Raw genomic sequence first — 20,953 nt, 5'->3', positions numbered from 1 at the left:
ACTACATAGACTCAATATGAATAGAACAATTATTCTTGTGCTTGTTGCTCTCGCCATTTTCTCAAGCTTTGTTTTTATTAACAATACTTATTTTTCTTCCACTGAGGAACAGCAAGAACAAACTGAAAAACCAGAACCCCAAGTGACTGTTTTGGTCATCAATGATGACGTAAACAAAGGTCAGATAATAAACGCATATTCTTATAAAACAGAGTCAATCGACTTATCGCAAGTCGAGGGCTTGGACTATACAGCGCAAGAAAATATTAACATTCAACCAGGGGCTTTATTTAGAAGAGAGTTGAACCCAGGAGAACTCATTTCTCAAAAAGATATATCAAATCCAGGTGACCGAGATTATATGTTTTTGTCTGTCAATGATGGGGAACTGCCTTATTACTACCATGTATCGGGCCTTGGAATTGTTCAAACTCTAACTCTTTATCCGGGAGACAAAGTCAGTTTTGTCTCTACCACTTCTTCAGAAAATAACTTGCTCGAAGATGGCTATGGTGATGTTGGTGGTTTAGTGAGCCGCGTCATAATCAGCGGCGCAAGGGTTTTGCAGGTAATAAAGGGGGATGAGGATGAAGATGCCGAGGACGCGGAAGATAAGCAGTATAGCGTCGTAATAGCACTCAAAATGCGTGATGTACTCAAACTTGAAATGGCGCAAAAAGTGGGCGATGTAAACATTGTTCCGGCGGAGATTGAAAACCGCTATTTATCTATTCGCAGCAGTGACTTACTGGAAACACAGTTTGGTGTAAGAGAGTTAAGGGGTAAAGACTAAATGGTGAGAAATAAAACTAAGTCGGCAGCACTATTGTATCTCATTCTCTGTTTACCGTCATACGCTTCTCAGTTGATGAGTTTAGATCAAGGCGCGGCTAAAACGATTAACCTAAAACGTCAGGTTGCAACCGTATTTGTCGCAAACCAAGAAATCGCCGATTACAAGATTATTGATGAGAATAAAGTTGTGGTTTATGGCGTTGGTCAGGGTAGCACCTCAGTGATTGTGTACGACCGAGGTGGAAACGAAATATACAACGCAGAATTGGTTGTAAACCAAAGCTTGAGATTACTAAAGCAAACGATAATTGCTCGCTTCCCTGATGAAAGTGTTGTGGTTTCGAACGTCGGTGATCAGGTGGTACTAGATGGTATTGTCAGTAGTGAAGAGGTTAAACAGAAAGTGTATCGCCTTGTGGGCGAAATGCTAAATAAAGAGCGACGTCGGAAAGTCTACGAACTGCGAGATGCTGATGGTGAAGAGTTCGATGAGTTAGATTACACAGCTAGGTTTACTTACGATCAAGTCATTAATAACCTCAAAGTCTTAACAACAGAGCAAATCAACGTAAAGCTTACTGTCGCGGAGGTGTCCAGCTCATTTTTAACTGAGTTAGGTGTTACTTATAGCGATAGTGGTGAGCCAGGAAAGTTTGTCAATAAACTGCTTGATTTCACCGCCCAAGACATTGTTTCGGTAATTTCAGCCAGTGGAGATGACAAGATTGGACAAGTTCTAGCCGAGCCTAATCTGTCGGTAATCTCAGGTGAACAGGCTAGCTTTCTTGCTGGCGGTGAAATCCCCATCGCTGTACGTGATGAAGACGGCATCACCATTAGTTACAAAGAATATGGCGTTAAGCTAGCTATGGTCGCGAAAGTGACTGATACAGAAAATATTCGCCTCACTCTGATGCCTGAAGTCAGTTCGATTGATGAGTCAAACAAAACTTCAACAGGTTTGATTTCTGTCCCAACTTTAAGGACTCGTCGCGCGCAAACTACCGTTCATCTTAAAGACGGCCAAAGTTTTGTACTTGCAGGTTTGCTAACTTCAGAAGAGCGTGAGGCGCTAACCAAAATTCCATTCCTTGGTGATATCCCAATTTTGGGAGCTCTATTTAGCCATACGACCACAAATCGTTCGAAAACAGAACTGATAATCGTAGCTACAGTTAATCTCGTCGACCCAGTTGATTCAGAAGAAGTCAAGTTACCGAGTTTTAGGCGTACTAGCGAATTAGAGCGGTTACTGCGAATTGATTTGTCATCGTTAAATGAACCAGAACTAGAAGGAACAATTGAACAGGGGGGCTTCAACTAATGCGTTGGATAGTTATTTCAATGTTGGCACTTTTAAGCGCGGCATGCAGTCAAGTTGATACAACGAACTCGAGTGTCATTGAACAATTGGAAGAACGACTGGAGTTCAATTCCACTCAAGGAGGTGACTCAATGGCACGAGCAGTCGCTTTTATACAAGACGTAAAAAGACGTGAGCCTAAAGCGAGATTCCTCGTTGAGTACAAAACGGGTTCTAGTGATTTTGTCGCAACACTGCATGACCAGTTCAAAACACAAGGTGTGGCAAAGGACAGATATAAGGTCGCGCTCGCCACTCCAGGCCAAGAAAAAAACATATTGATTACCGCACGGTATGTGAGGATCAAAAGTAGTGATTGTGGAGCGATGACCTTTAGCAAGAGAGAAGCATACCGATTTGGGTGTAGTGTCGAACACAATAGAAACATTAGCCTAGTTAATCCGATCACACGAGTTCAATAAGCATGGATTTAGATATCTTATTCAAAAACTCGTCTTCAAAAATGAAGGAGAGTATATCCGCAAGGGATCTTGTCGTTTCAGATGATGCTGCGTTTATAGAGTCCGTTAACGACCTATATGCGATTGAAGGTTATGCAAAACCAATAGAAGTGCCAGATATTGATAACGACAGTACGTGGAACAACTCGGACGTAAAACTGAATCACGTTATCTTGGATCTAAGAGGCGCAGGCAACGTGGTTGACCAAACTTCGGAGATAGCAACACGCCTTGATGTCAGCATTTCATTGTTAGTGTTGTGCGATGTCGATTCGATTAAGTTACGAAACCAGGTTCATTCTCTAGGTGCCAATTATGTGTTGTGGGATGCAGATCTTGACGCATTACTCGCGGCAATTAAGTCGAATGAAGAGCAAGAGTCCAGTGTCAAGCGTACCCGTGTCGCTAAGCGAATTCTGATCCTTGGTACAAAAGGTGGGGTAGGTGTTTCTAGTGTTAGTTCGCTCTTATGCCATTCCTTAGCAGGACAAGCTAATCTAAAAACCTTACTTGTTGACCACGATTCTGGAGCTATGAACAGTGATATCTATCTTGGGGTTAAAGGTCTAAAGGCTAAGCAAAATAGTATAGATTTGAATCAAATTGATATCGATGATGCGATCGCTAAGACGTATGTCCACCCTGTAGTAGATAAACTGGACTATCTTGTTTTGGAAAAGAACATAGCATGTTTGTCAGATCACGCGACAACGCTATTTAATTTGTCCAATCAGCTTATTGATCAATATAACTTTATAATCGATTCAGCTCCGCTCTCGTGCTACGAAGAAATCCATGACCAAGAGCTAAGTGACAAATATCATCGAATTTTTGTGGTGTGTGACCCTTCAGTATCCTCTTTACGTTCTTACAACTTGCTAAAGAAAAAACTCGGTAAAGTGGAACATGAATTGGTGTTTAACCTCAATCGCCCAGCTAAGGATTTTATGGTTACGCTCGCCAGTGCTAAAGAGCGAATTCGTGTTAAGACAAGTATTGATTTCGCGTACGAACCTGCGTTGGAAAAGCTGCTTATTCAGCAAGGTATCGGGCACTTCATGAAATCTAAGTCATCAGCACCGATCGCTCATATGGTTTCCACCTTAACGGGTAAGAAAATCAAAACCAAATCACGTTTTTCACTGTTTAGAAAATGAATCAAATAAAAGAAATTTACATCCAACTTAGAGATGAAATCTTTGATGCATTGGATGCTGCGACATTAGTTGAAATCACGACACAAGAGCTTGAAGAGCAGTTAAAAGATTCGGTTAACATTCTTATCGACAAAAACAAGCTACAAGTGAGCTCGCTAAAGCGTGTCGAACTGGTAAAAGCACTTCTTGATGAACTTAAGGGGTTAGGGCCACTGCAAAAGCTGGTTGATAATGATGATATATCAGACATCATGATCAATGGCCCGTCGGATATCTTTATTGAGATTGGTGGTAAGGTTGAAAAGTCTCCAATTCAGTTTGTTAACGAGAAGCAACTTAATACGATAGCAAAGCGTATCGCTTCCAACGTTGGGCGTCGTATTGATGAATCGAAGCCCTTGTGTGATGCGCGCTTAATGGACGGAAGTCGTGTCAATATTGTAATCCCTCCTTTGGCCATAGACGGTACATCTATTTCAATTCGTAAGTTTAAAGAGCAAAAGATAAAGCTTGAGAACTTAGTTGAATTCGGTGCCATGTCAGTTGAAATGGCTAAGTTGCTGTCGATTGCAAGCCATTGCAAATGCAATATTTTGATTTCGGGTGGTACAGGTTCAGGGAAAACCACGCTTCTCAATGCATTGTCAGGTTTTATCGGAGAAACCGAACGTATCGTTACGATTGAAGATGCGGCGGAGCTACAATTACAAAAGCCTCATATAGTTCGACTAGAAACACGTCAAGCGAGTGTAGAAGGGACGGGTGAAGTATCGGCTAGAGAGCTAGTGATTAACGCGTTACGTATGCGTCCAGACCGAATAATTGTTGGTGAGTGTCGTGGCGGAGAGGCATTCGAGATGCTTCAGGCGATGAACACCGGACACGATGGCTCAATGTCTACCTTACACGCCAATACGCCAAGAGATGCCATTGCGCGTACCGAGAGCATGGTAATGATGGCGACCGCGAGTCTTCCAATTGCAGCTATTCGACGAACCATTGTTAGTGCTGTTGACTTGATTGTGCAGGTTAAGCGTCTCCACGATGGTAGCCGTAAAGTGATGTACATATCCGAGATAATCGGGATGGAAGGTGACAGTGTGGTTATGGAAGACATTTTCCGTTATGAAGCGAGCTCAGAATATAAAGAGGGTAAGATTAACGGCGAGTTTCGAACACCAGGTTTATCTACACGTTCGGTTATTTATGAGCGTGCCAAGTTCTTTGGCCTCGAAGAGACGGTTAGGGAGATTTTTGCATGACCCTATTACTGATACTTGCTTGGGGAGGTCTCTTTGTTTATTGGATGATAGTACGCACACGTCAAAACAAGGAACTAAATAAGCTCATCCAAATGGAAGCAGAATTTGAGGGGGTGAAAGGCGCAAGAGCAGTTATTGATGCTCAGCAATTCGAAAAAGATTTCAAAGCGCGTCTACGTCAACAATACAAAGCTGCAGTGAAAGTGTTTCAACCAAACATGCCACTCAAGCTGTTGCTGTTCTTTTCAATCTCTTCGGGAGCAGTGTACGCGATCAACGAGTTCTTTTTTCGACAGGATTTCATGACATGCTTGGTCATCATCGAACCGATATTGTTTGTGATGTTTTTTACCAAGCTCAAGCAAAGACAGTCGGAAAAATTCAAAAATAACTTTCCAGATGCACTGAATATTCTTAGTGGTGCGATCTCTTCTGGTCAAAGTATCGTGCATGCATTTGAGTATGTAGGGAAACAACTAGACAACGAAGTTGGCAATGAATTTAAGTTCATGGCCGAACGACTGCTTATTGGCGAAGACCCTGACGACGTGCTTGAAAGAAGTGCCGCGACTTTCCCTTACTTGGAGTACTTTTTCTTTGCGTCAACAATTCGAATCAACTTGAGCCGAGGCGGGCAGCTAAAGGACGTAATCAATCGCATTAACCGACTTATGTTTGATTCAAGAGCCGTAGAAAAAAAGAAAAATGCGTTGACGTCAGAGGCACGCGCTTCCGCGAAAATCATCGCCTGTTTACCCGTCATTTTTCTAGTTATTTTGAAATTCACCAGCCCAGAGAATTACAACTTCGTCATGTTTGAACCGGGCGGACAACCGATCTTCTATTACGTGTTGATCAGTGAATTCATTGGTTTTGTGTGCATCTGGTTTATCTTGCGAGGGGTCGAATAATGGATTTTCAAACCCTAATGCTATGGGCTTTCGCATTCTTGCTTTCAATGTTAATCGCAGGTGGTGTACTGAAAGCATGGGACAATACACGAGCCAATATTGCAACGAGAAAAATCATTGGTTCTACACGCGAGGAACGTAAGCGCATCGACTTAATTAAAGTAGCGCTGTCTCAAGTGAGTTTTAACAAAGAAGAAACGCGGAAAAAACTCGTAGCAGCCGGATTCTATAGTGATTATTTGGCTGATGTTTACTACCTAATCAAAATTATCCCGTTTACAGTTTGCCTCGCTCTAATTGGTTTTGATTACTTTCAAGGTCAAACAGAGGTTGCCTTTTCGCTACTCTACTTATTAGGCGCCTTAGGTCTATTTATAATCGGCCCCGATGCGTTTGTGACTAGTAGAGGCAAAGCCAATATAAAACACATCAGCTCAAGACTTCCATTTCTTCTCGATCTTATGAATGTTTGTGTTCATACCGGGATGACAATCGAATCAAGTTTAGATTACTTGTCCAAAGAATTAGCGACTGTCGACCGTAATTTAGCCTATGTGGTGCGAGTCACTGTGGAACGTTCGCGATTGGTCGGTTTAGAAAAGGCGTTAGAAGAATTTTATGATCTAGTGCCTACCAGTGAATCTCATAGCTTTGTTATGACACTCGTGCAGAGTCTTCAATTTGGTTCGTCTATTGGGCCGGTATTGGCGACATTGGCTACTGATATTCGTGAACTCAATATGATGGATCTTGAAGAAAGGATAGGAAAAATGGGCGCAAAAATGTCTATACCGCTAATCGCTTTTATCATGATACCTATCGTCGTACTGATTGCCGCTCCGGGCATTCTAAGGATGTTGACGTGAAAAAACTTACCCTTTGCGCGCTGTTAATTACCTGTGCTCTTTCAGGATGCTCAGCCGTAAACACTGAACTGGAAACCAAAGAAAAACTGCTTGTTGGGTCTGGGAATGACCAGCAACTGATAGAGTTTTACAAAGCAAATTTAAAGCTTGAACCAATCTACAAAGCAAAACTGGTTAATCTTTATTTGACGCAAAAAGACATAAAGTCCGCAGAACTCTATAGAAATACCTATTCTGAGAGTGATTTGGAGCAGCCAGAATTCATATTGACCAATGCGCGCCTCGATTATCAAAAGAAAAACTACATTCAAGCATTAGAAAATCTCGATTTGTACTTGGACGAAGGCGGTGAAGAGGGACAATTCCACTTGTTAAAAGGGAAAATTCTCGCCCAGCAGAAACGTTTTCCAGAAGCCATCGAGCAGTTCGAAGAAAGCCGGAAGCAAGGCGCTTCTGACAGAGAAGCGGGCAACAATATTGCCGTGGTTAAGATGATGCAGTCCGATTACCTTGGAGCAACAGATACTTTATACGACTTGTACTTAGCCAGCCCTAGCGATAAGAAAGTGCGATCGAACCTGATTATTTCTTCGGTAAACGCTGACCGTCCTGACATTGCGTTAGAAGTACTTCGACATACCAACAGTGATGAACAGGCGCGAAAGCAACTTGCAGCATTAATGCGCTCTATCAAAAAGAACAAAAGGAGCGAAAGTTCAGTGAGACAGTCAACAGCAAAATCGTCATTTAACTCAAGAGGGGCTGGTGCTAGTTTCGTTGCACCAACGACAAAGGTTAGTCGCCTTGCTACCGGTAACGAGTTTCAACAGGCGAAAAATAGCCTTGATGGTTCAGAACTTGACCCAAAGAAATTGAAACCAGGAGTATTGCCAACTTATCGTGTCCAAGTGTTAGCGACTTATACTGCAATCCCCTCTGATTTTCTGAATTATCTAAAGACCAATTATGGAACCGTCTATTCATACACACACGGCTTATGGAAGCGTTATTGTATCGGCGAGTTCAATGATCTAGATGAAGCCAAGACCTTTCTTTCTCGCTTAGATATCAAAGGCGCATTCGTCGTTGATTACACGAAGAAAAGGTACGTTAGACTATGAATCGCTCAAAACAAAAAGGCTCGTTGACGATAGAGGCTGCGATGGGCATTCCCTTGTTTCTGGCGATTATTTTTGGCTGGGTCGAGATTTGTATCCTGACATTTAATATGAGCATGACTGACCATGCATTGACCACTGCAGTAATGCGTACCAAAAAAGCAGGTGATTCAAGCAATAGCAACACGGTTAACTATGGTCAAATGATCAAAGATGAAATGAACAAAGCCGGAGGCGCATTGTGGAGCAATGGTGTAAAGCCTGGCAGTGTCAAAATTCGGGTTGATTACTTCAAAGACTATGATGGATTCTTAAAGTGCACCGACGCGTATCAATCTTCTAAAGAGTGCCCTGAAAAAAAAGACCAACCGGAAGACATGGCACTGGCAGTGTATAACCTTGAATATACCTATGATCCTTTAGTATCAATTTGGTTTCCAGACATGGTCATTAGAAGAGAAGTGATCACCATTCAGGAGTACGAGCGTTGTTCGTTCAAGATTGGGCAGGGGGCTGGTTGTGCGAGTTAAACAAACAGGTTCTTTTGCTGTGGAGTTGGCGTTAGTCCTAGTGTTCGCTTCTGGTTTGTTTTTAGTTGTCGTGAATTACATGTTGGCTATCAACAAAAAAGGTCAGTTGGACAGAGCTTCATATTCTCTTACGACGATTCTATCTGAAAGAAAACAATTGTTTAGTTCGGATCTGGACATATGTGCAGGGAATTGCCGTAAAACAGAGCAAACCACGTATTCAATTGCTTCAGCATCGATGAAACGCATGATACCAAACTTTGACAAATCTAAGTTTGGTATGCGTATCGATGAGATTCGTTTAGAAGAGACACTGTTGCCTAGTGGTAAAACTCATTACAAACGCGTCCAAAAAACGCTGACTAAAGGGGCAATTCATGGCTGCGATTTTCCAAATATGAGCGACATAACCAAAGATAAGGCGATTGAATTATTACCAATAACCTCTCGTGGTCGGAGATTGCCTTTGTATCAAGTGTCATTGTGCTATGAGATTCCGGTGAATCTATTGGGTGTAGCTAATGGTGAGGTTCTACGCCTGTTAAGCACTTCTTATTCGTTCGCGAGGGTCTAGGATGAGAACAATTAAGAAACAGAATGGTGTGGCAGGAATCCTTTTTATAGGTTTGCTGCCCATCATGGTCATCTTTATGGCTTTTTCGATGCAAATGGCGCAACAAATGTTGGCCCATGCTCGTGTCTTGGAAGCGGCGGAAGTGTCAAGCTTAGCTTTAATTGCAAGTCCAAAAGAAACGGAAGACGACAACGTTAAATACGCACGTCAGTTAGTGGATCGATATGTCGTTGACAACATTAATGATGTCGACGTTGAAGTGTACACACGTAAATGCGAATACAAAGATGGCTGTGTTCAGGCGAGTGGGGAGTTGGCACCGTTTAGTGACTTTGTTGTCAGTGCAAAAGCGGAACACAAATCATGGATCGCTTATGAAGAAGCAGACTTGAAGCCTGAGTTTGAAGTCGCTGGTCAATCGGTGACTCGAAAATATCTTCCACAGCCAGTAGATGTTTACTTTATCGCTGATTTCAGTGGTTCGATGAAGCATCACTGGAAAGGGGGAAAATCAAAGCTAGATGTTGTTAAACAAACGATCGAGCGAGTGGTTGAAGATATTGAAAACTTCAACACCGAAGAGAAAAGTCGAATTGCGTTAATGGGGTACAACCCAATGCACGTCAAGCAGACTGGAACGGTATATTTGAATGCTTACGGTTATCGCAGGTCGTGGCCTCGGAAAGTTGCCTACAATTTTGCACGAAACACAGCTGGTCAAACAGTTGCCAAGATGTTCGACCAGCCAATCGTTTACTCAAAGGTACAAGAGTATGTGTCTGGAATGTCACGCATAGAAGTTAATTCTCTTGTGCAGAATAACGATCGGTTTGTGGACTATTACAAGTTTTACGATATTCCACTTACTGAAGATTACTCCAATTTTAAGAGAAGACTATCAAACACATCTCTAGGTGCTGAAGGTGGTACTTCTTCTTGGAATGGGATTATCGCTGCTGCACAAGAAGCGAATCGAGCAACAAATATTAACCCAGAGCAGGTATTTATCGTTTTATCTGATGGTGCCGATAATGACGAAGGCTATCTACAACGATTGGTCAACCAAGGTCTATGCAAAAAGCTACGCTCAACTATATCTGCTAAAAGGAATCGATTCCAAAGCAAAACAGGTAGTGCGGGCAAAACCAAAGTCACCATGGGAGTAATTGGCGTGGACTACCGAGTTAAAGAGTCGGATGGATTTGGTGATTGTTTTGGTCGGAAAAACATTTACCACGCCAGAGATGGTGACGACGTTTACAAATATATTTTAAACCTAATCAACGAAGAAACAGGAAGACTTAAGGATTAACATGAAATACCCAGTAATTATTACTTCAATCTTACTATCGCCGCTGGGTTATGCGAACTGCTTGGGTAGTGTCGATGAATTTATAACATCAACTACCTTAGTCTCTTCTCATATAGTCAAAACTCAGGTTTCTGGCCATTTAACTCAGCGTGAACAAATGCTTGAAAATACTGTATTGAACAGCAATCGCGATGTGGTTCATGTTGAAGCTAGAGATGAACTGTGTTTTTACGACAAAGAGACACAATCTTTAGTACTTAACTACGGTATTGATATTTACAGGCTGTCGCCTAGCCATAAGCAGGTACTAGAGCAGTATTTAGGATTGGTTAGTGACAAAGCACAGATCTATATCGAAGGGCATGCAGACAGTTTAGGTGGTGAGGTTTACAATAAAGCGCTGTCTGCTCGACGAGCTAAACAGGTAGCAAAGTATCTAAAAAACGATTTAAATCAGGGTAACAGAATTGTGGAACATGCTTTTGGAGAAAGCTCTCCCATTTGTAACCTTACTGAAAATTCGGTGACTGGCTGCAATCGTCGTGTAGTGATAACCGTTAAATCGTGATGCGCTGTCTAATCTTTGCTTGTTTGTGTATTTTGTGGGCGTCGGCGATGAGTGGATTACTTTAAACAAAAGAGCCAGCATAGAGTGCTGGCTTTTTTTCATCTATAGAAACTCAGCGTTCAACGAATTGCCAAACTTATTTACTGTTAATCGGCAGGGATGGTTCGGCTCCCCATTCAGTCCATGAACCATCATATACTGCGAGATTTTGATAGCCGCACAAATGGGCCGCTAATAGGACGATACAAGCTGTGACACCTGAACCGCAACTAAACAGAGTTTGATTTGCTTGTTGCGACAGTGAGCTTCCCAAGATTGTTTGCAACTCTTCAATAGGCTTAACCTTATGTCCGTCCATGAGTTCAGCAAATGGTTGACAGACAGAGTTAGGAATATGACCGCTTCGAATGCCCGGCCTTGGTTCAGCGACTTCACTGTTAAAGCGAGCTCTAGAACGTGCGTCGACAGTTAGGCTTTGGCTATTGTCAATTTGTTCGAGTACGTAGTTGGCATCAACAAAGTATCTTGGATTGAGCTTGCCTGAGAAATCACCAGTGGATTCACTTTTTCGATACGTTTTTGTGACTGGCAGACCCCCGGACTTCCATTCTGTTAAACCGCCATCAAGGATATAGACTTGCTGATGACCCATTGCGCGGAACATCCACCATGCTCTTGGTGAAGCGAAGGTGCCGCTGTTGTCATATATAACAATGATGGAGTCGTTGTTGATACCCAGACCTTGCGCCAAGGTATTGAATCGCTCTTCAGTTGGCATCATATGTGGTAAAGAAGCGTTTGGGTCACAAAACTCTTTGTCGTAATCGAATCTTAAGCTGTTTGGAATGAGGTGAGTTTTATCTTTTTCTACTTCGCCGGGAATCTGAAAATCAATACTGGCATCTAAAATTACCAGCTTCTCGTCGTCCATTAACTTATTGAGATCATTAGGGGTAATCAGTGGTGACATTGGCTATCCTTATGTTTTTGAAAGGCATAAGGATTAAGCTACACGACCACTCTATCACAAGCAACCGTGTAGACCTTGAAACTGAATTGTACGCTAAGCGATTTTAAATCGCTTCATCTGCAAATCGAGATACTGCGCGACTTCAGCGAGCTCGTGTGCAGAGTCGGCGACATGTTTGACCGTCTCACTGTTTTCCCTAGTGATGTTATAGGTTTCAGTAATGTTCTCGCTAACCGTCGTCGTCACCATACACTGTTCTTCTACGGCGGCAGCTATTTGCGTGTTAGTGTCACCGAGTTCATCAATAGTGCTGTGTATTGCGGAAATATTCTCTGATGCTGATTTAGCCTGTACCGCTGCCTTGGTTACGGTTTCGTGACTTGAATCAATGGATTGCCTTGCAGAGTCGGCACCAGATTGGAGTGAATGAATCATTGAATCAATCTGACCTGTAGCTTCTTGGGTTCTTTTCGCCAACGAACGCACTTCATCGGCGACCACCGCGAAGCCTCGACCTTGATCACCTGCGCGCGCTGCCTCAATTGCTGCATTGAGGGCAAGTAGGTTGGTTTGCTCTGCTACGCCTTGTATCACTTCCAAAATACTACCGATATTCATCGATTCATCGTACAGTTCACCTACTTGAGTTGAACCAACTTTCATCGCTTTCTCGGCGTTTTCTATTGCCTCAAGCGTGCTCTCTACTTCTTTAAGGCTGCTATTGACGTTGGTCGTCGCTGATTGAGTGAATGAGGCAGCGTCTGAAGCACTTTGTGAAATCTCTGCAGTGCTAGTTGAAAGCTGTTGAACAGAAGACGAAATCTGCTCCATTTCATGGCTAAGCTGATTTGATGATTGATTGGTGGTGTGAGTTATAGCTGAAAGCTCTTCTGACATCTGTCCAACTTTAATACAAGAATCGTTTACCTTTCCGACGATATCGCGTAACGAAAGAATCGTGGTGCGCATGTTTTTGAGAAGTTCAGCTATTTCATCTTTGCCTTTAATCTCGACATCATTAGAAAGGTCGCCCTCTGCTAGTTGAGAGGAAATCTGTTTAACTTTATCTATCCCAATACGGATTGAGCGGGTAATTGCAAGAGCAGTGACTATCCCTACAATGAACGCAAGGATCGCGAGCGAGATGATAATTTCTATAGTGTCATTTTTTGCTTCCAACAGGTCGTTAGAAAGTACGTGTTGCTCTTCGACAGATTCTAACTTTATCAGCTCTAGTTCTTTTGAGATATCAAGCCCGAGTGCCAACATTTCTTTCTCAGCAATATGTTGTGTTTCTCGAAGTTTAACAACCTCTTCAAACCCAGTAGCGTAGGCAATACGTTGTTCAAGGAATTCATTTAGCAATTCGGTATCTCGACTACTGGTGATGTAGTTGCGGAACTTATCTTCAAGTGCTGGCAACTCGGAACCAAAATAGTTTCTCACTTCAGCCGCAACTTCCGCTTTCTCATTGTGCAGATAGTTCAATACTGCGATATTGGCGAGCAAGAACTTCTCCATGATCAAAGACGAATAGTATTCAATATCTGCATTAGACGCATCGTGTGCAGCTTCAATCATCTGCTCTAGATCGTAAATGGCCTTTTTCTCCAATTCGACCATTTCAACATAAACTTTATGTTCTACTGCCTCAGTTGATTGCTTAACGATTTGAAATGATTCGTCAAATAAATTGACCTCTTTGAAGACGGTTTCTAAATGTTTTTTACGTAGAGGGTCTGTGGTGGCTTTCAAATCATCAGAGACCATTTTACGCAATTTAGAGAGACGACTTTCGTAAATAGAGAGCTGCTGTTGAGACAATGTGTTGGCGTATTGAAGGGCACTTAGACGGACTTTGAGAAAATTAGCTTGTATTTCCCCAGCCAAAGCGGTTTCTGTGGAAAGTTCTCCATAATGCTCAAAGTTATGTGCGGCTGTTACCATACCCTTGTAGCTATAGAGAATTGCCACGAGGAAAAACAAAAGACAGACAGCAAAACCAAGGCGTATTTTATTGGCAATAGTAAGATTCAACATAAGCGTCCCTGCCCGTATAGTGTGCTAAATGACCTACTGGTACTTTAAATAAGCTTATACGCAAATTGATATTTATCTAATTTGTGCACCACGTTACTCATAACGAGGTAGACAGGACGAGAAGCGATAGTTGCTACTTTTGCTAATTACATTTTGTTCTTTGAGTAGGGATATGACTGAGCCTTTAGGGCATGGAGTAGAGGTTGGGGCGGTGACGAGTACGGTGTCGCCGTTGTCCAGCTGAACATTTAAATAGCGACGCTGGCCATCTAAAGATTGAGTGAGAGTCTGAGAAACGACAACACCATTAATGGACCTATTTTGAGTGGGTGGTAGAAGGTAGATCAGCAGGATTAAAGCTAGTGACAGGGTAACTAAAGCAGTAAGGAAAATTTTGGGATTGTTCATCAACAAGTCTTCGTTCCTTACTGCTTACAAAGTTAACCACAAACAGGGCAATTTGGCATTTTCATTAAGTTCATTTCACGCCAAGACATGCTCATTGCGTCAAGCATCAGGATCTTACCTTGTTTTGGCGTTCCATAATTGGCAATTACCTTTATCGCTTCCATGGCTTGTACTGCGCCAATGATGCCAACGACGGGGGACATAACTCCGGCTTCAACACAGCTTAAGGCGGCGTTACCAAATAGTGCACTTAAACACTGATAGCAAGGCTGGCTGTCATCTTGGTAAATAAAGACACTGACTTGACCTTCCATTCGGATAGCAGCTCCGGACACTAATGGTGTTTTTAGAGCATAGCAAAGCTTGTTAAGTTGATTTCTGGTTTCAACATTGTCTGAGGCATCGAGAACCAAGCTGTGATTTGCTATCAGTACGGAAAGCTCTTCATCAGTTAGCCTTTTATCGATCGTTTCAACTTGAAGGTGCGGGTTCAGCTGTTTGAGCGAGTTAGACGCAGATAAAACCTTCTTAGTCCCAACATCAGCATCGTGATGTAATACTTGTCGTTGAAGGTTAGAAAGCTCAACCACATCATCATCAATCAGGGTGAGTTTTCCGATGCCTGCGGTTGCCAAGTACTGACTAGAGGCGCAGCCCAAGCCGCCAGCTCCCAATATCAACACTGAGGCTTGTTTCAATGCTTCTTGACCGTCAAAGTCAAACTGCTTAAGAATGATTTGACGGTTGTATCGTAGCATTTCTTGATCAGATAAGATCTCCAAACGTCACCTCTAGTATAGGGTCGGGTTGAACAGCTGAATGTTGACTGTCTCACCGACTTCAACACTGCCACGCTCACGCTCAAGAACGACAAAGCAGTTAGCTAAGCTCATAGAACGGAATGCGCCTGAACTTTGGTTGCCAGTGGTTTCGACAACAAATTTGCCATCTTCGATTGAGTAGATGCCACGTTGATAGTCTGTACGACCAGGTGCTTTTTTAAATGCGCTGCGTGTCGTCGCAGGAATAGACTCAGGCGCTGCCCACTCCGTATGTCCAGCTAATTTAGCCAGTAGTGGCTGTACTAGCACATACATGGTTAATACGGCTGATACAGGGTTACCAGGCAAACCACAGAACCAAGCAGTAGATAGTTTGCCGAATGCGAAAGGTTTACCCGGTTTAATTGCCAGTTTCCAAAAACCGATTTGCCCAAGTTCTTCAAGAATGTCTTTAGTGTAATCGGCTTCACCGACGCTAACGCCGCCCGAAGTCACCACCACATCCGCGAGAGTTTGCGCTTTTTCAAACGTCGCTTTGAGGGTTTCAGGACAATCAGGAATAATTCCAAGATCAATGGCTTCACAACCAAAGTTTTCAATCAGTGGCTTAATACCGTAACGGTTACTGTCGTAGATCTGACCTTCAGCTAATGGTTCACCGAGTGGTTTCAGCTCATCACCTGTCGAGAAAAAGGCAACGCGCGGTTTACGTACAACGGTTACATGGCTGATGCCCAAAGTAGCAATCATAGGGATATCACGAGAGGTGAGACGAAAGCCTTTGTTAAGAACAACGTCACCTTGCTTGATATCGTCACCTATAGGTCGGATGTTGTTCTGCGGTTTAACGTCGCTCTGATTGAACTGGATCCCTTGTTCGAGTACTTCGGTGTTCTCTTGCATAATCACTGCATCACAACCGTCTGGAATCTTTGCTCCGGTCATAATACGAATACATGTTCCTTGCGGCCATTCACCATCAAACGGTTGACCTGCAAAAGACTTTCCAACCAGTGGCATAACATTGTTTTGTGCGAGATCCGCTAGGCGAAGCGCGTAGCCATCCATTGCTGAATTATCAAAAGGAGGGACAAAAATAGGAGAAAGAATGTCTTCTGCTAAGACAAAACCAATAGCTTCAGCAAGTGGGAGTTGTAAGGTCGTTTGGATAGGTTTGATTGGCGACAGCATTTTATCCATCGCTTCTTCGATTGGCATCAAGCCAGGTGCGTCACAGCATCCCATAAATAATCCTACTCTTTTATTATTGTTAGCTAATCAGGTCACTCTACCACAGAAAGCCTTGTGCAATAATGACCTCCGATAAAATATGGGTGTAATTATTCAAAAATCCGAGTATCCTTGTCAGCCATCCTAAAGGGGTAAATGAGAGGAAGTGGTATGTCAGGTCTTAGCGAATCCGCAAAGTTGGTAAAAGATGCGCTAGAACGTCGAGGATTAGAGACGCCAATGGCTCCTAATCAGTTCAATCGAGAAGAGAAAAAAGAGAAAATTCAGCACCATATGCGTGAAATTCTCTCTCTACTAGAGCTTGACCTTACCGATGACAGTCTTGAAGAAACACCGCATCGTATTGCGAAGATGTATGTGGATGAAATCTTCTCTGGTTTAGACTATTCAAACTTCCCTAAAATCACGGTGATCGAAAACAAAATGGACGTGAGCGAAATGGTTCGCGTCAAAGATATTACCGTGACAAGTACCTGTGAGCATCACCTTGTAACGATTGATGGGCGAGCGGCGGTCGCTTACATCCCTCGCGGTAAGATCATCGGTCTTTCGAAAATTAATCGCATTGTTCGCTTTTTCGCGCAGCGCCCACAAGTTCAAGAACGTATGACGCAGCAGATTTTGGTAGCTCTACAAACTCTATTAGAATCGGATGATGTGGCGGTAACAATCGATGCAACGCATTACTGCGTTAAGTCGCGTGGCGTTATGGATGCGACTAGCGAAACAACCACGACTGCTTTAGGCGGCATTTTTAAATCTAATCCGGCAACAAGACACGAGTTTCTTCACGGGATTCGATAGGGCAGCGATTAGGTTATCGGCTTATTCAAAACCGCTTCTATTGAGGCGGTTTTTACTTTTTTAAATCGAGGGTAATACCAATCAGAACAAATATCTGGTCATTCTTGCTAGTTAAAATCGCTGATAGCTGCGTTATAGATTTTATAGGTAGATCAACTAGCTATCTGCAATCTATGCCTTGCTCTAAGCGATTTTTCCTGCGCAATTATCTGAGCAGCTATTTATCCCGATTGGTATAAGATACTTTCGATAAACCACTAAGGTTAATATTGTGACGACTTCATTCAAGACGCTTGGTCTTCGTAGCGAACTGCTAGAAACACTCGATAGCTTGGGCTACACCCAAATGACGCCTATTCAGCAGCAGGCTCTACCAATGGTATTGGCAGGCAAAGATGTGATTGGTCAGGGAAAAACAGGTTCAGGTAAGACAGCGACGTTTTCATTGGGCTTATTGAGCAACCTAAACGTACAACGATTCCGAGTTCAGACCTTGGTACTTTGTCCGACTCGTGAGCTTGCTGACCAAGTGGCGAAAGAGATTCGTACCTTAGCGCGTGGCATTCATAACATTAAGGTTCTGACCCTATGTGGCGGGATGCCAATGGGCCCCCAAATTGGTTCATTAGAGCATGGCGCACATATTTTGGTGGGTACGCCAGGTCGAATCCTAGACCATATGTCAAAAGGTCGAATTAGCCTTGATGAGCTCAATACTCTTGTGCTTGATGAAGCAGACCGAATGCTTGAGATGGGTTTTGAAGAGGCGATCGATACCATTATCGAAGTAGCACCGAGCAAGCGTCAAACACTTCTGTTCAGTGCGACTTTCCCAGATAATATTGAATCACTTTCCGCCAAGGTAATGGTTAACCCAGAAATGGTAAAAGTGGAATCGACGCATCAAAAGAGCACTATTGAGCAGAGTTTCTTCAAGCTAGATACAACCGAAGTACGTGACGACGCGTTAGAAACGCTATTGCTGACTCATAAACCTGAATCTTCAGTGGTGTTCTGTAACACTAAGAAAGAAGTTCAGAACGTGACTGATGAGTTAAGCCATCGAGGCTTTAGCGTGGTTGAGCTGCATGGTGATATGGAGCAACGTGAACGCGAACAGGCGTTAACCATGTTTGCCAACAAAAGTATTTCAATTCTGGTTGCGACGGACGTTGCGGCGCGTGGCTTGGACGTTGACAACCTTGATGCCGTATTTAACTTTGAGCTATCACGTGACCCTGAGGTGCATGTTCACCGTATTGGCCGTACAGGGCGCGCAGGCTCAAAAGGGATGGCATTTAGTTTCTATAGTGAGAAAGAAGAGTATCGTGTGGCTCGTATCGATGAGTACATGGATATTGCCATCACACCTTCACAATTGCCTGAAAAGCCAGTTGAGCGTCCTTTTTATCCTAAGATGCAAACCATACAAATCCTGGGTGGCAAAAAGCAGAAAGTACGCGCAGGGGACATCTTAGGAGCACTGACCAAGCAAGCGGGGCTCGATGGTAAGAAGATCGGTAAGATCAACATTTTGCCTATGGTCTCTTATGTCGCCGTTGAACATAACATTGTTAAACCTGCCCTTAAACAGCTTCAGACCGGTAAAATGAAAGGTCGTAACTTCAAAGCCCGAGTTATGAAATAAAAGCCGCAATAGTTAAAACCCCAGTAGGCGAAGAGCCACTGGGGTTTTATTTTTTCTTCGGCAAGATTTGTTAGCCGTTAATCAGTAAACTTATAGACGAAACCAAGACTTGCTACCCAACCTAAGTCACGCTGCACCAGTGGGCTATTTGAGTCGTGGTGTTGTAGCTCAAGCTTAGCTAAGCCAAGCCAATCTGGTGTGAGGGTATAGATACCAATCAAACCTGCTTGATAAACCCAAGATTGCTTCGCTTCAAATGCACTGAATCGAGACTGACTCGCTTCGAGAGGGCTAACGTTATAAAGGTGCTGTGAGAGTTTTTTGTCACGGTAGTCGACCTCAACATATGGGGTGAGAGTAAAGTTGTCGAAAGGCAAATCTAACGTTCGACCCAGGTGAAGTTGAACTTCATAGCCTTTATGCTCACTTGTGACATCATGAAGAAAGGTTAATCGCGCACCCACCGTACCGATTGTAACACCCAGCTCGCCATTGCCATCGCGATCTTGAATGCCACTTGGAAGGTCATCAAAATCGTTAGATACTTCTGAAAATCGCCATTGACCTGAAATACCAAGATACGGCAACACGGAAACGTTAACTAAGCTGCCATCAATGAAGCCATATTTGCCGTTATAAAATAGATTCGGTTCTGCAGAGGCTTGTCCCTTATCACCGTCAGTAAATACAGATTGGCCGAAAGTGCCGCTCGCTCCAACAAAACCAAAATCATAGTACTGCTCGTTAGCGTTTGCATGAGCATTGGTAACGCCAAAGGTAGTCGCGAGTACTCCTAATGTAACTGCTTTGATATTTAAACTCATTGTGATTCTCCTTATCTTCACAAATAGGAGAAAGGGTATTGAGCTAATAAATTGCATCAAAACAGAAAAAACAATAAATAACTTTGATGTAAGACTAGATAAGAAAAGAGCCAATCCGGATGGGAATTGGCTCCTTGGTCGACGTTTGGATGGATTAACTGTCGAATAAGTATAGGTACTCTGCGTAGCCTTCTTTTTCTAACTCTGAAACAGGGATGAATTTCATCGCCGCAGAGTTCATACAGTAGCGCAGGCCTGTTGGCGCAGGGCCGTCTTTAAATACATGACCTAAGTGAGAATCAGCAAAGCGGCTTCTGACTTCAGTTCTTGGATAAAGCAGGTGATAGTCTGTTTTAGTGACAATGTAACCTTCATTAATCGGCTTGGTAAAACTCGGCCAACCTGTACCTGACTTATATTTATCCGTCGATGAGAATAGTGGCTCGCCAGAAACGATATCGACGTAAATGCCCGCCTCTTTGTTATCCCAGTATTCATTGTTGAAGGCACGCTCTGTCCCTTCTTTCTGAGTGACATAGTACTGTAAATCGGTCAGCTTCGCCTTGATCTGCTTATCTGAAGGCTTATTGTACGCTTTGATGTTGGCGACAGCATTTTTCTCATCAATCAATTGGCGCAATGTGACCGGATTTTCTTCGCGATCATCACCAAAGATTTCATCAAGATACTGGTCACGACCCGAAGCATATCGATAGTAGTTGTAACGAACTTTATTACGCTTGTAATAGTCTTGGTGGTAGTTCTCTGCCGGCCAGAACTTTTCGAATTTAATCAGTTCTGTTTTTAATGGTTTCTTGAAGATACCTACTGCATCGATCTCTGCCATAAACTGCTCAGCGATCATTTTTTGTTCATCGTTATGATAAAAGATCGCAGGTCGATAGTGACGCCCGCGGTCGACAAATGAACCTTTATTGTCCGTAGGATCGATATGGCGGAAGAACTGGTCGAGAATCTGTTCATAGCTAACCGCTTTTGGATCATATTTTACTTCTATGACTTCAATATGGCCGGATTTTCCTGACGATACTTGCTTATAGGTTGGGTTTTGTAAATCGCCACCTGAATACCCAGAAACAACGTCCAATACGCCATTAAACTTTTCTAGGTCTGACTCTGTACACCAAAAACAGCCTCCTGCGAGTGTGGCAACTTCGTATCCTTTTGAAGTTGTGGTTTTTTGCATGTCACTTTCTGCGGTACCTACAAAAGAGGCAAGGGCAGCTACGGCTGCGAGAGCGGATAGGACAAACTTAAACTTCACTTTCATATCAACCTCATCGATTGT

General features: G+C 43.1%; 21 protein-coding genes. 14 read left to right on the top strand and 7 right to left on the bottom strand.

What is annotated here, in order from left to right; translation table 11 throughout:
• Positions 1–16: 16 nt before the first annotated feature.
• The 12 genes from AC6R00_RS16235 (at position 17) to AC6R00_RS16180 (ending at position 10,917) form a co-directional block, all read left to right on the top strand.
• Complete coding sequence (locus AC6R00_RS16235; RefSeq protein ID WP_500641153.1) at positions 17–793, top strand: pilus assembly protein CpaB; 777 nt, start codon at positions 17–19, stop codon at positions 791–793.
• On the top strand, positions 794–2,119 hold the full coding sequence (locus AC6R00_RS16230) for a type II and III secretion system protein family protein (RefSeq protein ID WP_500641152.1): 1,326 nt from the start codon (positions 794–796) through the stop codon (positions 2,117–2,119).
• A 131-nt stretch (positions 2,120–2,250) separates the two neighbouring features.
• Complete coding sequence (locus tag AC6R00_RS16225) at positions 2,251–2,580, top strand: ATPase (RefSeq protein ID WP_500641151.1); 330 nt, start codon at positions 2,251–2,253, stop codon at positions 2,578–2,580.
• Between the two features lie 2 nt (positions 2,581–2,582).
• Positions 2,583–3,776 (top strand): AAA family ATPase, encoded by a 1,194-nt coding sequence (locus AC6R00_RS16220; RefSeq protein WP_500641150.1) that lies wholly within the window; start codon positions 2,583–2,585, stop codon positions 3,774–3,776.
• Positions 3,773–5,038, top strand: coding sequence for a TadA family conjugal transfer-associated ATPase (locus AC6R00_RS16215; RefSeq protein ID WP_004746859.1), 1,266 nt, complete (start codon positions 3,773–3,775; stop codon positions 5,036–5,038). Before AC6R00_RS16220 ends, AC6R00_RS16215 begins: the two co-directional genes overlap by 4 nt.
• Positions 5,035–5,949 carry a type II secretion system F family protein gene (locus AC6R00_RS16210; protein ID WP_500641149.1) on the top strand — a complete coding sequence of 305 codons (915 nt, stop codon included), beginning with the start codon at positions 5,035–5,037 and terminating at the stop codon, positions 5,947–5,949. The genes AC6R00_RS16215 and AC6R00_RS16210 overlap by 4 nt, the downstream gene beginning before the upstream one ends.
• The gene (locus AC6R00_RS16205) at positions 5,949–6,815 is read left to right on the top strand and encodes a type II secretion system F family protein (protein WP_500641148.1); all 867 of its coding nucleotides are present in this window, start codon (positions 5,949–5,951) and stop codon (positions 6,813–6,815) included. Before AC6R00_RS16210 ends, AC6R00_RS16205 begins: the two co-directional genes overlap by 1 nt.
• Positions 6,812–7,936 (top strand): tetratricopeptide repeat protein, encoded by a 1,125-nt coding sequence (locus AC6R00_RS16200; RefSeq protein ID WP_500641147.1) that lies wholly within the window; start codon positions 6,812–6,814, stop codon positions 7,934–7,936. Before AC6R00_RS16205 ends, AC6R00_RS16200 begins: the two co-directional genes overlap by 4 nt.
• Positions 7,933–8,463, top strand: coding sequence for a TadE family protein (locus AC6R00_RS16195; RefSeq protein ID WP_500641146.1), 531 nt, complete (start codon positions 7,933–7,935; stop codon positions 8,461–8,463). The genes AC6R00_RS16200 and AC6R00_RS16195 overlap by 4 nt, the downstream gene beginning before the upstream one ends.
• The gene (tadF, locus tag AC6R00_RS16190) at positions 8,453–9,037 is read left to right on the top strand and encodes a tight adherence pilus pseudopilin TadF (RefSeq protein ID WP_004746854.1); all 585 of its coding nucleotides are present in this window, start codon (positions 8,453–8,455) and stop codon (positions 9,035–9,037) included. Before AC6R00_RS16195 ends, tadF begins: the two co-directional genes overlap by 11 nt.
• A gap of 1 nt (position 9,038) precedes the next feature.
• Positions 9,039–10,349: a TadE/TadG family type IV pilus assembly protein gene (locus tag AC6R00_RS16185; protein WP_500641145.1), complete on the top strand. Its 1,311-nt coding sequence runs from the start codon at positions 9,039–9,041 to the stop codon at positions 10,347–10,349.
• Position 10,350: 1 nt separating this feature from the next.
• Entirely contained in the window at positions 10,351–10,917 is a 567-nt protein-coding gene (locus tag AC6R00_RS16180; protein ID WP_500641144.1) for an OmpA family protein, read from the top strand.
• 136 nt (positions 10,918–11,053) lie between these two features.
• On the opposite strand, the gene AC6R00_RS16175 is transcribed toward AC6R00_RS16180, so the two are convergent.
• The 5 genes from AC6R00_RS16175 to moeA form a co-directional block, all read right to left on the bottom strand.
• Positions 11,054–11,887 (bottom strand): sulfurtransferase, encoded by an 834-nt coding sequence (locus AC6R00_RS16175; protein ID WP_500641143.1) that lies wholly within the window; start codon positions 11,885–11,887, stop codon positions 11,054–11,056.
• A gap of 93 nt (positions 11,888–11,980) precedes the next feature.
• Positions 11,981–13,927, bottom strand: coding sequence for a methyl-accepting chemotaxis protein (locus AC6R00_RS16170; protein WP_500641142.1), 1,947 nt, complete (start codon positions 13,925–13,927; stop codon positions 11,981–11,983).
• Positions 13,928–14,020: 93 nt separating this feature from the next.
• On the bottom strand, positions 14,021–14,335 hold the full coding sequence (locus tag AC6R00_RS16165) for a hypothetical protein (protein ID WP_500641141.1): 315 nt from the start codon (positions 14,333–14,335) through the stop codon (positions 14,021–14,023).
• A 32-nt stretch (positions 14,336–14,367) separates the two neighbouring features.
• Positions 14,368–15,117, bottom strand: a complete 750-nt coding sequence (moeB, locus tag AC6R00_RS16160) for a molybdopterin-synthase adenylyltransferase MoeB (protein ID WP_500641140.1) — start codon at positions 15,115–15,117, stop codon at positions 14,368–14,370.
• 9 nt (positions 15,118–15,126) lie between these two features.
• Positions 15,127–16,362: a molybdopterin molybdotransferase MoeA gene (moeA, locus tag AC6R00_RS16155; RefSeq protein WP_500641139.1), complete on the bottom strand. Its 1,236-nt coding sequence runs from the start codon at positions 16,360–16,362 to the stop codon at positions 15,127–15,129.
• Between the two features lie 156 nt (positions 16,363–16,518).
• On the opposite strand from moeA, the gene folE reads away from it, so the two are divergent.
• Positions 16,519–17,172 (top strand): GTP cyclohydrolase I FolE, encoded by a 654-nt coding sequence (folE, locus tag AC6R00_RS16150; protein ID WP_004746842.1) that lies wholly within the window; start codon positions 16,519–16,521, stop codon positions 17,170–17,172.
• 271 nt (positions 17,173–17,443) lie between these two features.
• Positions 17,444–18,820 carry an ATP-dependent RNA helicase DbpA gene (dbpA, locus tag AC6R00_RS16145; protein WP_500641138.1) on the top strand — a complete coding sequence of 459 codons (1,377 nt, stop codon included), beginning with the start codon at positions 17,444–17,446 and terminating at the stop codon, positions 18,818–18,820.
• Between the two features lie 77 nt (positions 18,821–18,897).
• Here the strand turns inward: dbpA and AC6R00_RS16140 are convergent, their stop codons facing one another.
• Together AC6R00_RS16140 and msrB are read right to left on the bottom strand one after the other, a co-directional pair.
• Entirely contained in the window at positions 18,898–19,644 is a 747-nt protein-coding gene (locus AC6R00_RS16140) for a MipA/OmpV family protein (protein ID WP_500641137.1), read from the bottom strand.
• A 154-nt stretch (positions 19,645–19,798) separates the two neighbouring features.
• Positions 19,799–20,935 carry a peptide-methionine (R)-S-oxide reductase MsrB gene (gene msrB, locus AC6R00_RS16135; RefSeq protein ID WP_500641136.1) on the bottom strand — a complete coding sequence of 379 codons (1,137 nt, stop codon included), beginning with the start codon at positions 20,933–20,935 and terminating at the stop codon, positions 19,799–19,801.
• Between the last annotated feature and the right edge of the window lie 18 nt (positions 20,936–20,953).

This window comes from Vibrio sp. R10-SF1-ISO8 (genome assembly GCF_059833805.1).
This window is presented reverse-complemented; position numbering and strand designations above follow the sequence as displayed.

Coding starts and splice junctions, on each gene's coding strand:
- AC6R00_RS16235 (WP_500641153.1), top strand. CDS start 17: ATGAATAGAACAATTATTCTTGTGCTTGTTGCTCTCGCCATTTTCTCA.
- AC6R00_RS16230 (WP_500641152.1), top strand. CDS start 794: ATGGTGAGAAATAAAACTAAGTCGGCAGCACTATTGTATCTCATTCTC.
- AC6R00_RS16225 (WP_500641151.1), top strand. CDS start 2,251: ATGGCACGAGCAGTCGCTTTTATACAAGACGTAAAAAGACGTGAGCCT.
- AC6R00_RS16220 (WP_500641150.1), top strand. CDS start 2,583: ATGGATTTAGATATCTTATTCAAAAACTCGTCTTCAAAAATGAAGGAG.
- AC6R00_RS16215 (WP_004746859.1), top strand. CDS start 3,773: ATGAATCAAATAAAAGAAATTTACATCCAACTTAGAGATGAAATCTTT.
- AC6R00_RS16210 (WP_500641149.1), top strand. CDS start 5,035: ATGACCCTATTACTGATACTTGCTTGGGGAGGTCTCTTTGTTTATTGG.
- AC6R00_RS16205 (WP_500641148.1), top strand. CDS start 5,949: ATGGATTTTCAAACCCTAATGCTATGGGCTTTCGCATTCTTGCTTTCA.
- AC6R00_RS16195 (WP_500641146.1), top strand. CDS start 7,933: ATGAATCGCTCAAAACAAAAAGGCTCGTTGACGATAGAGGCTGCGATG.
- AC6R00_RS16185 (WP_500641145.1), top strand. CDS start 9,039: ATGAGAACAATTAAGAAACAGAATGGTGTGGCAGGAATCCTTTTTATA.
- AC6R00_RS16180 (WP_500641144.1), top strand. CDS start 10,351: ATGAAATACCCAGTAATTATTACTTCAATCTTACTATCGCCGCTGGGT.
- AC6R00_RS16175 (WP_500641143.1), bottom strand. CDS start 11,887: ATGTCACCACTGATTACCCCTAATGATCTCAATAAGTTAATGGACGAC.
- AC6R00_RS16170 (WP_500641142.1), bottom strand. CDS start 13,927: ATGTTGAATCTTACTATTGCCAATAAAATACGCCTTGGTTTTGCTGTC.
- AC6R00_RS16165 (WP_500641141.1), bottom strand. CDS start 14,335: ATGAACAATCCCAAAATTTTCCTTACTGCTTTAGTTACCCTGTCACTA.
- moeA (WP_500641139.1), bottom strand. CDS start 16,362: ATGGGATGCTGTGACGCACCTGGCTTGATGCCAATCGAAGAAGCGATG.
- folE (WP_004746842.1), top strand. CDS start 16,519: ATGTCAGGTCTTAGCGAATCCGCAAAGTTGGTAAAAGATGCGCTAGAA.
- AC6R00_RS16140 (WP_500641137.1), bottom strand. CDS start 19,644: ATGAGTTTAAATATCAAAGCAGTTACATTAGGAGTACTCGCGACTACC.
- msrB (WP_500641136.1), bottom strand. CDS start 20,935: ATGAAAGTGAAGTTTAAGTTTGTCCTATCCGCTCTCGCAGCCGTAGCT.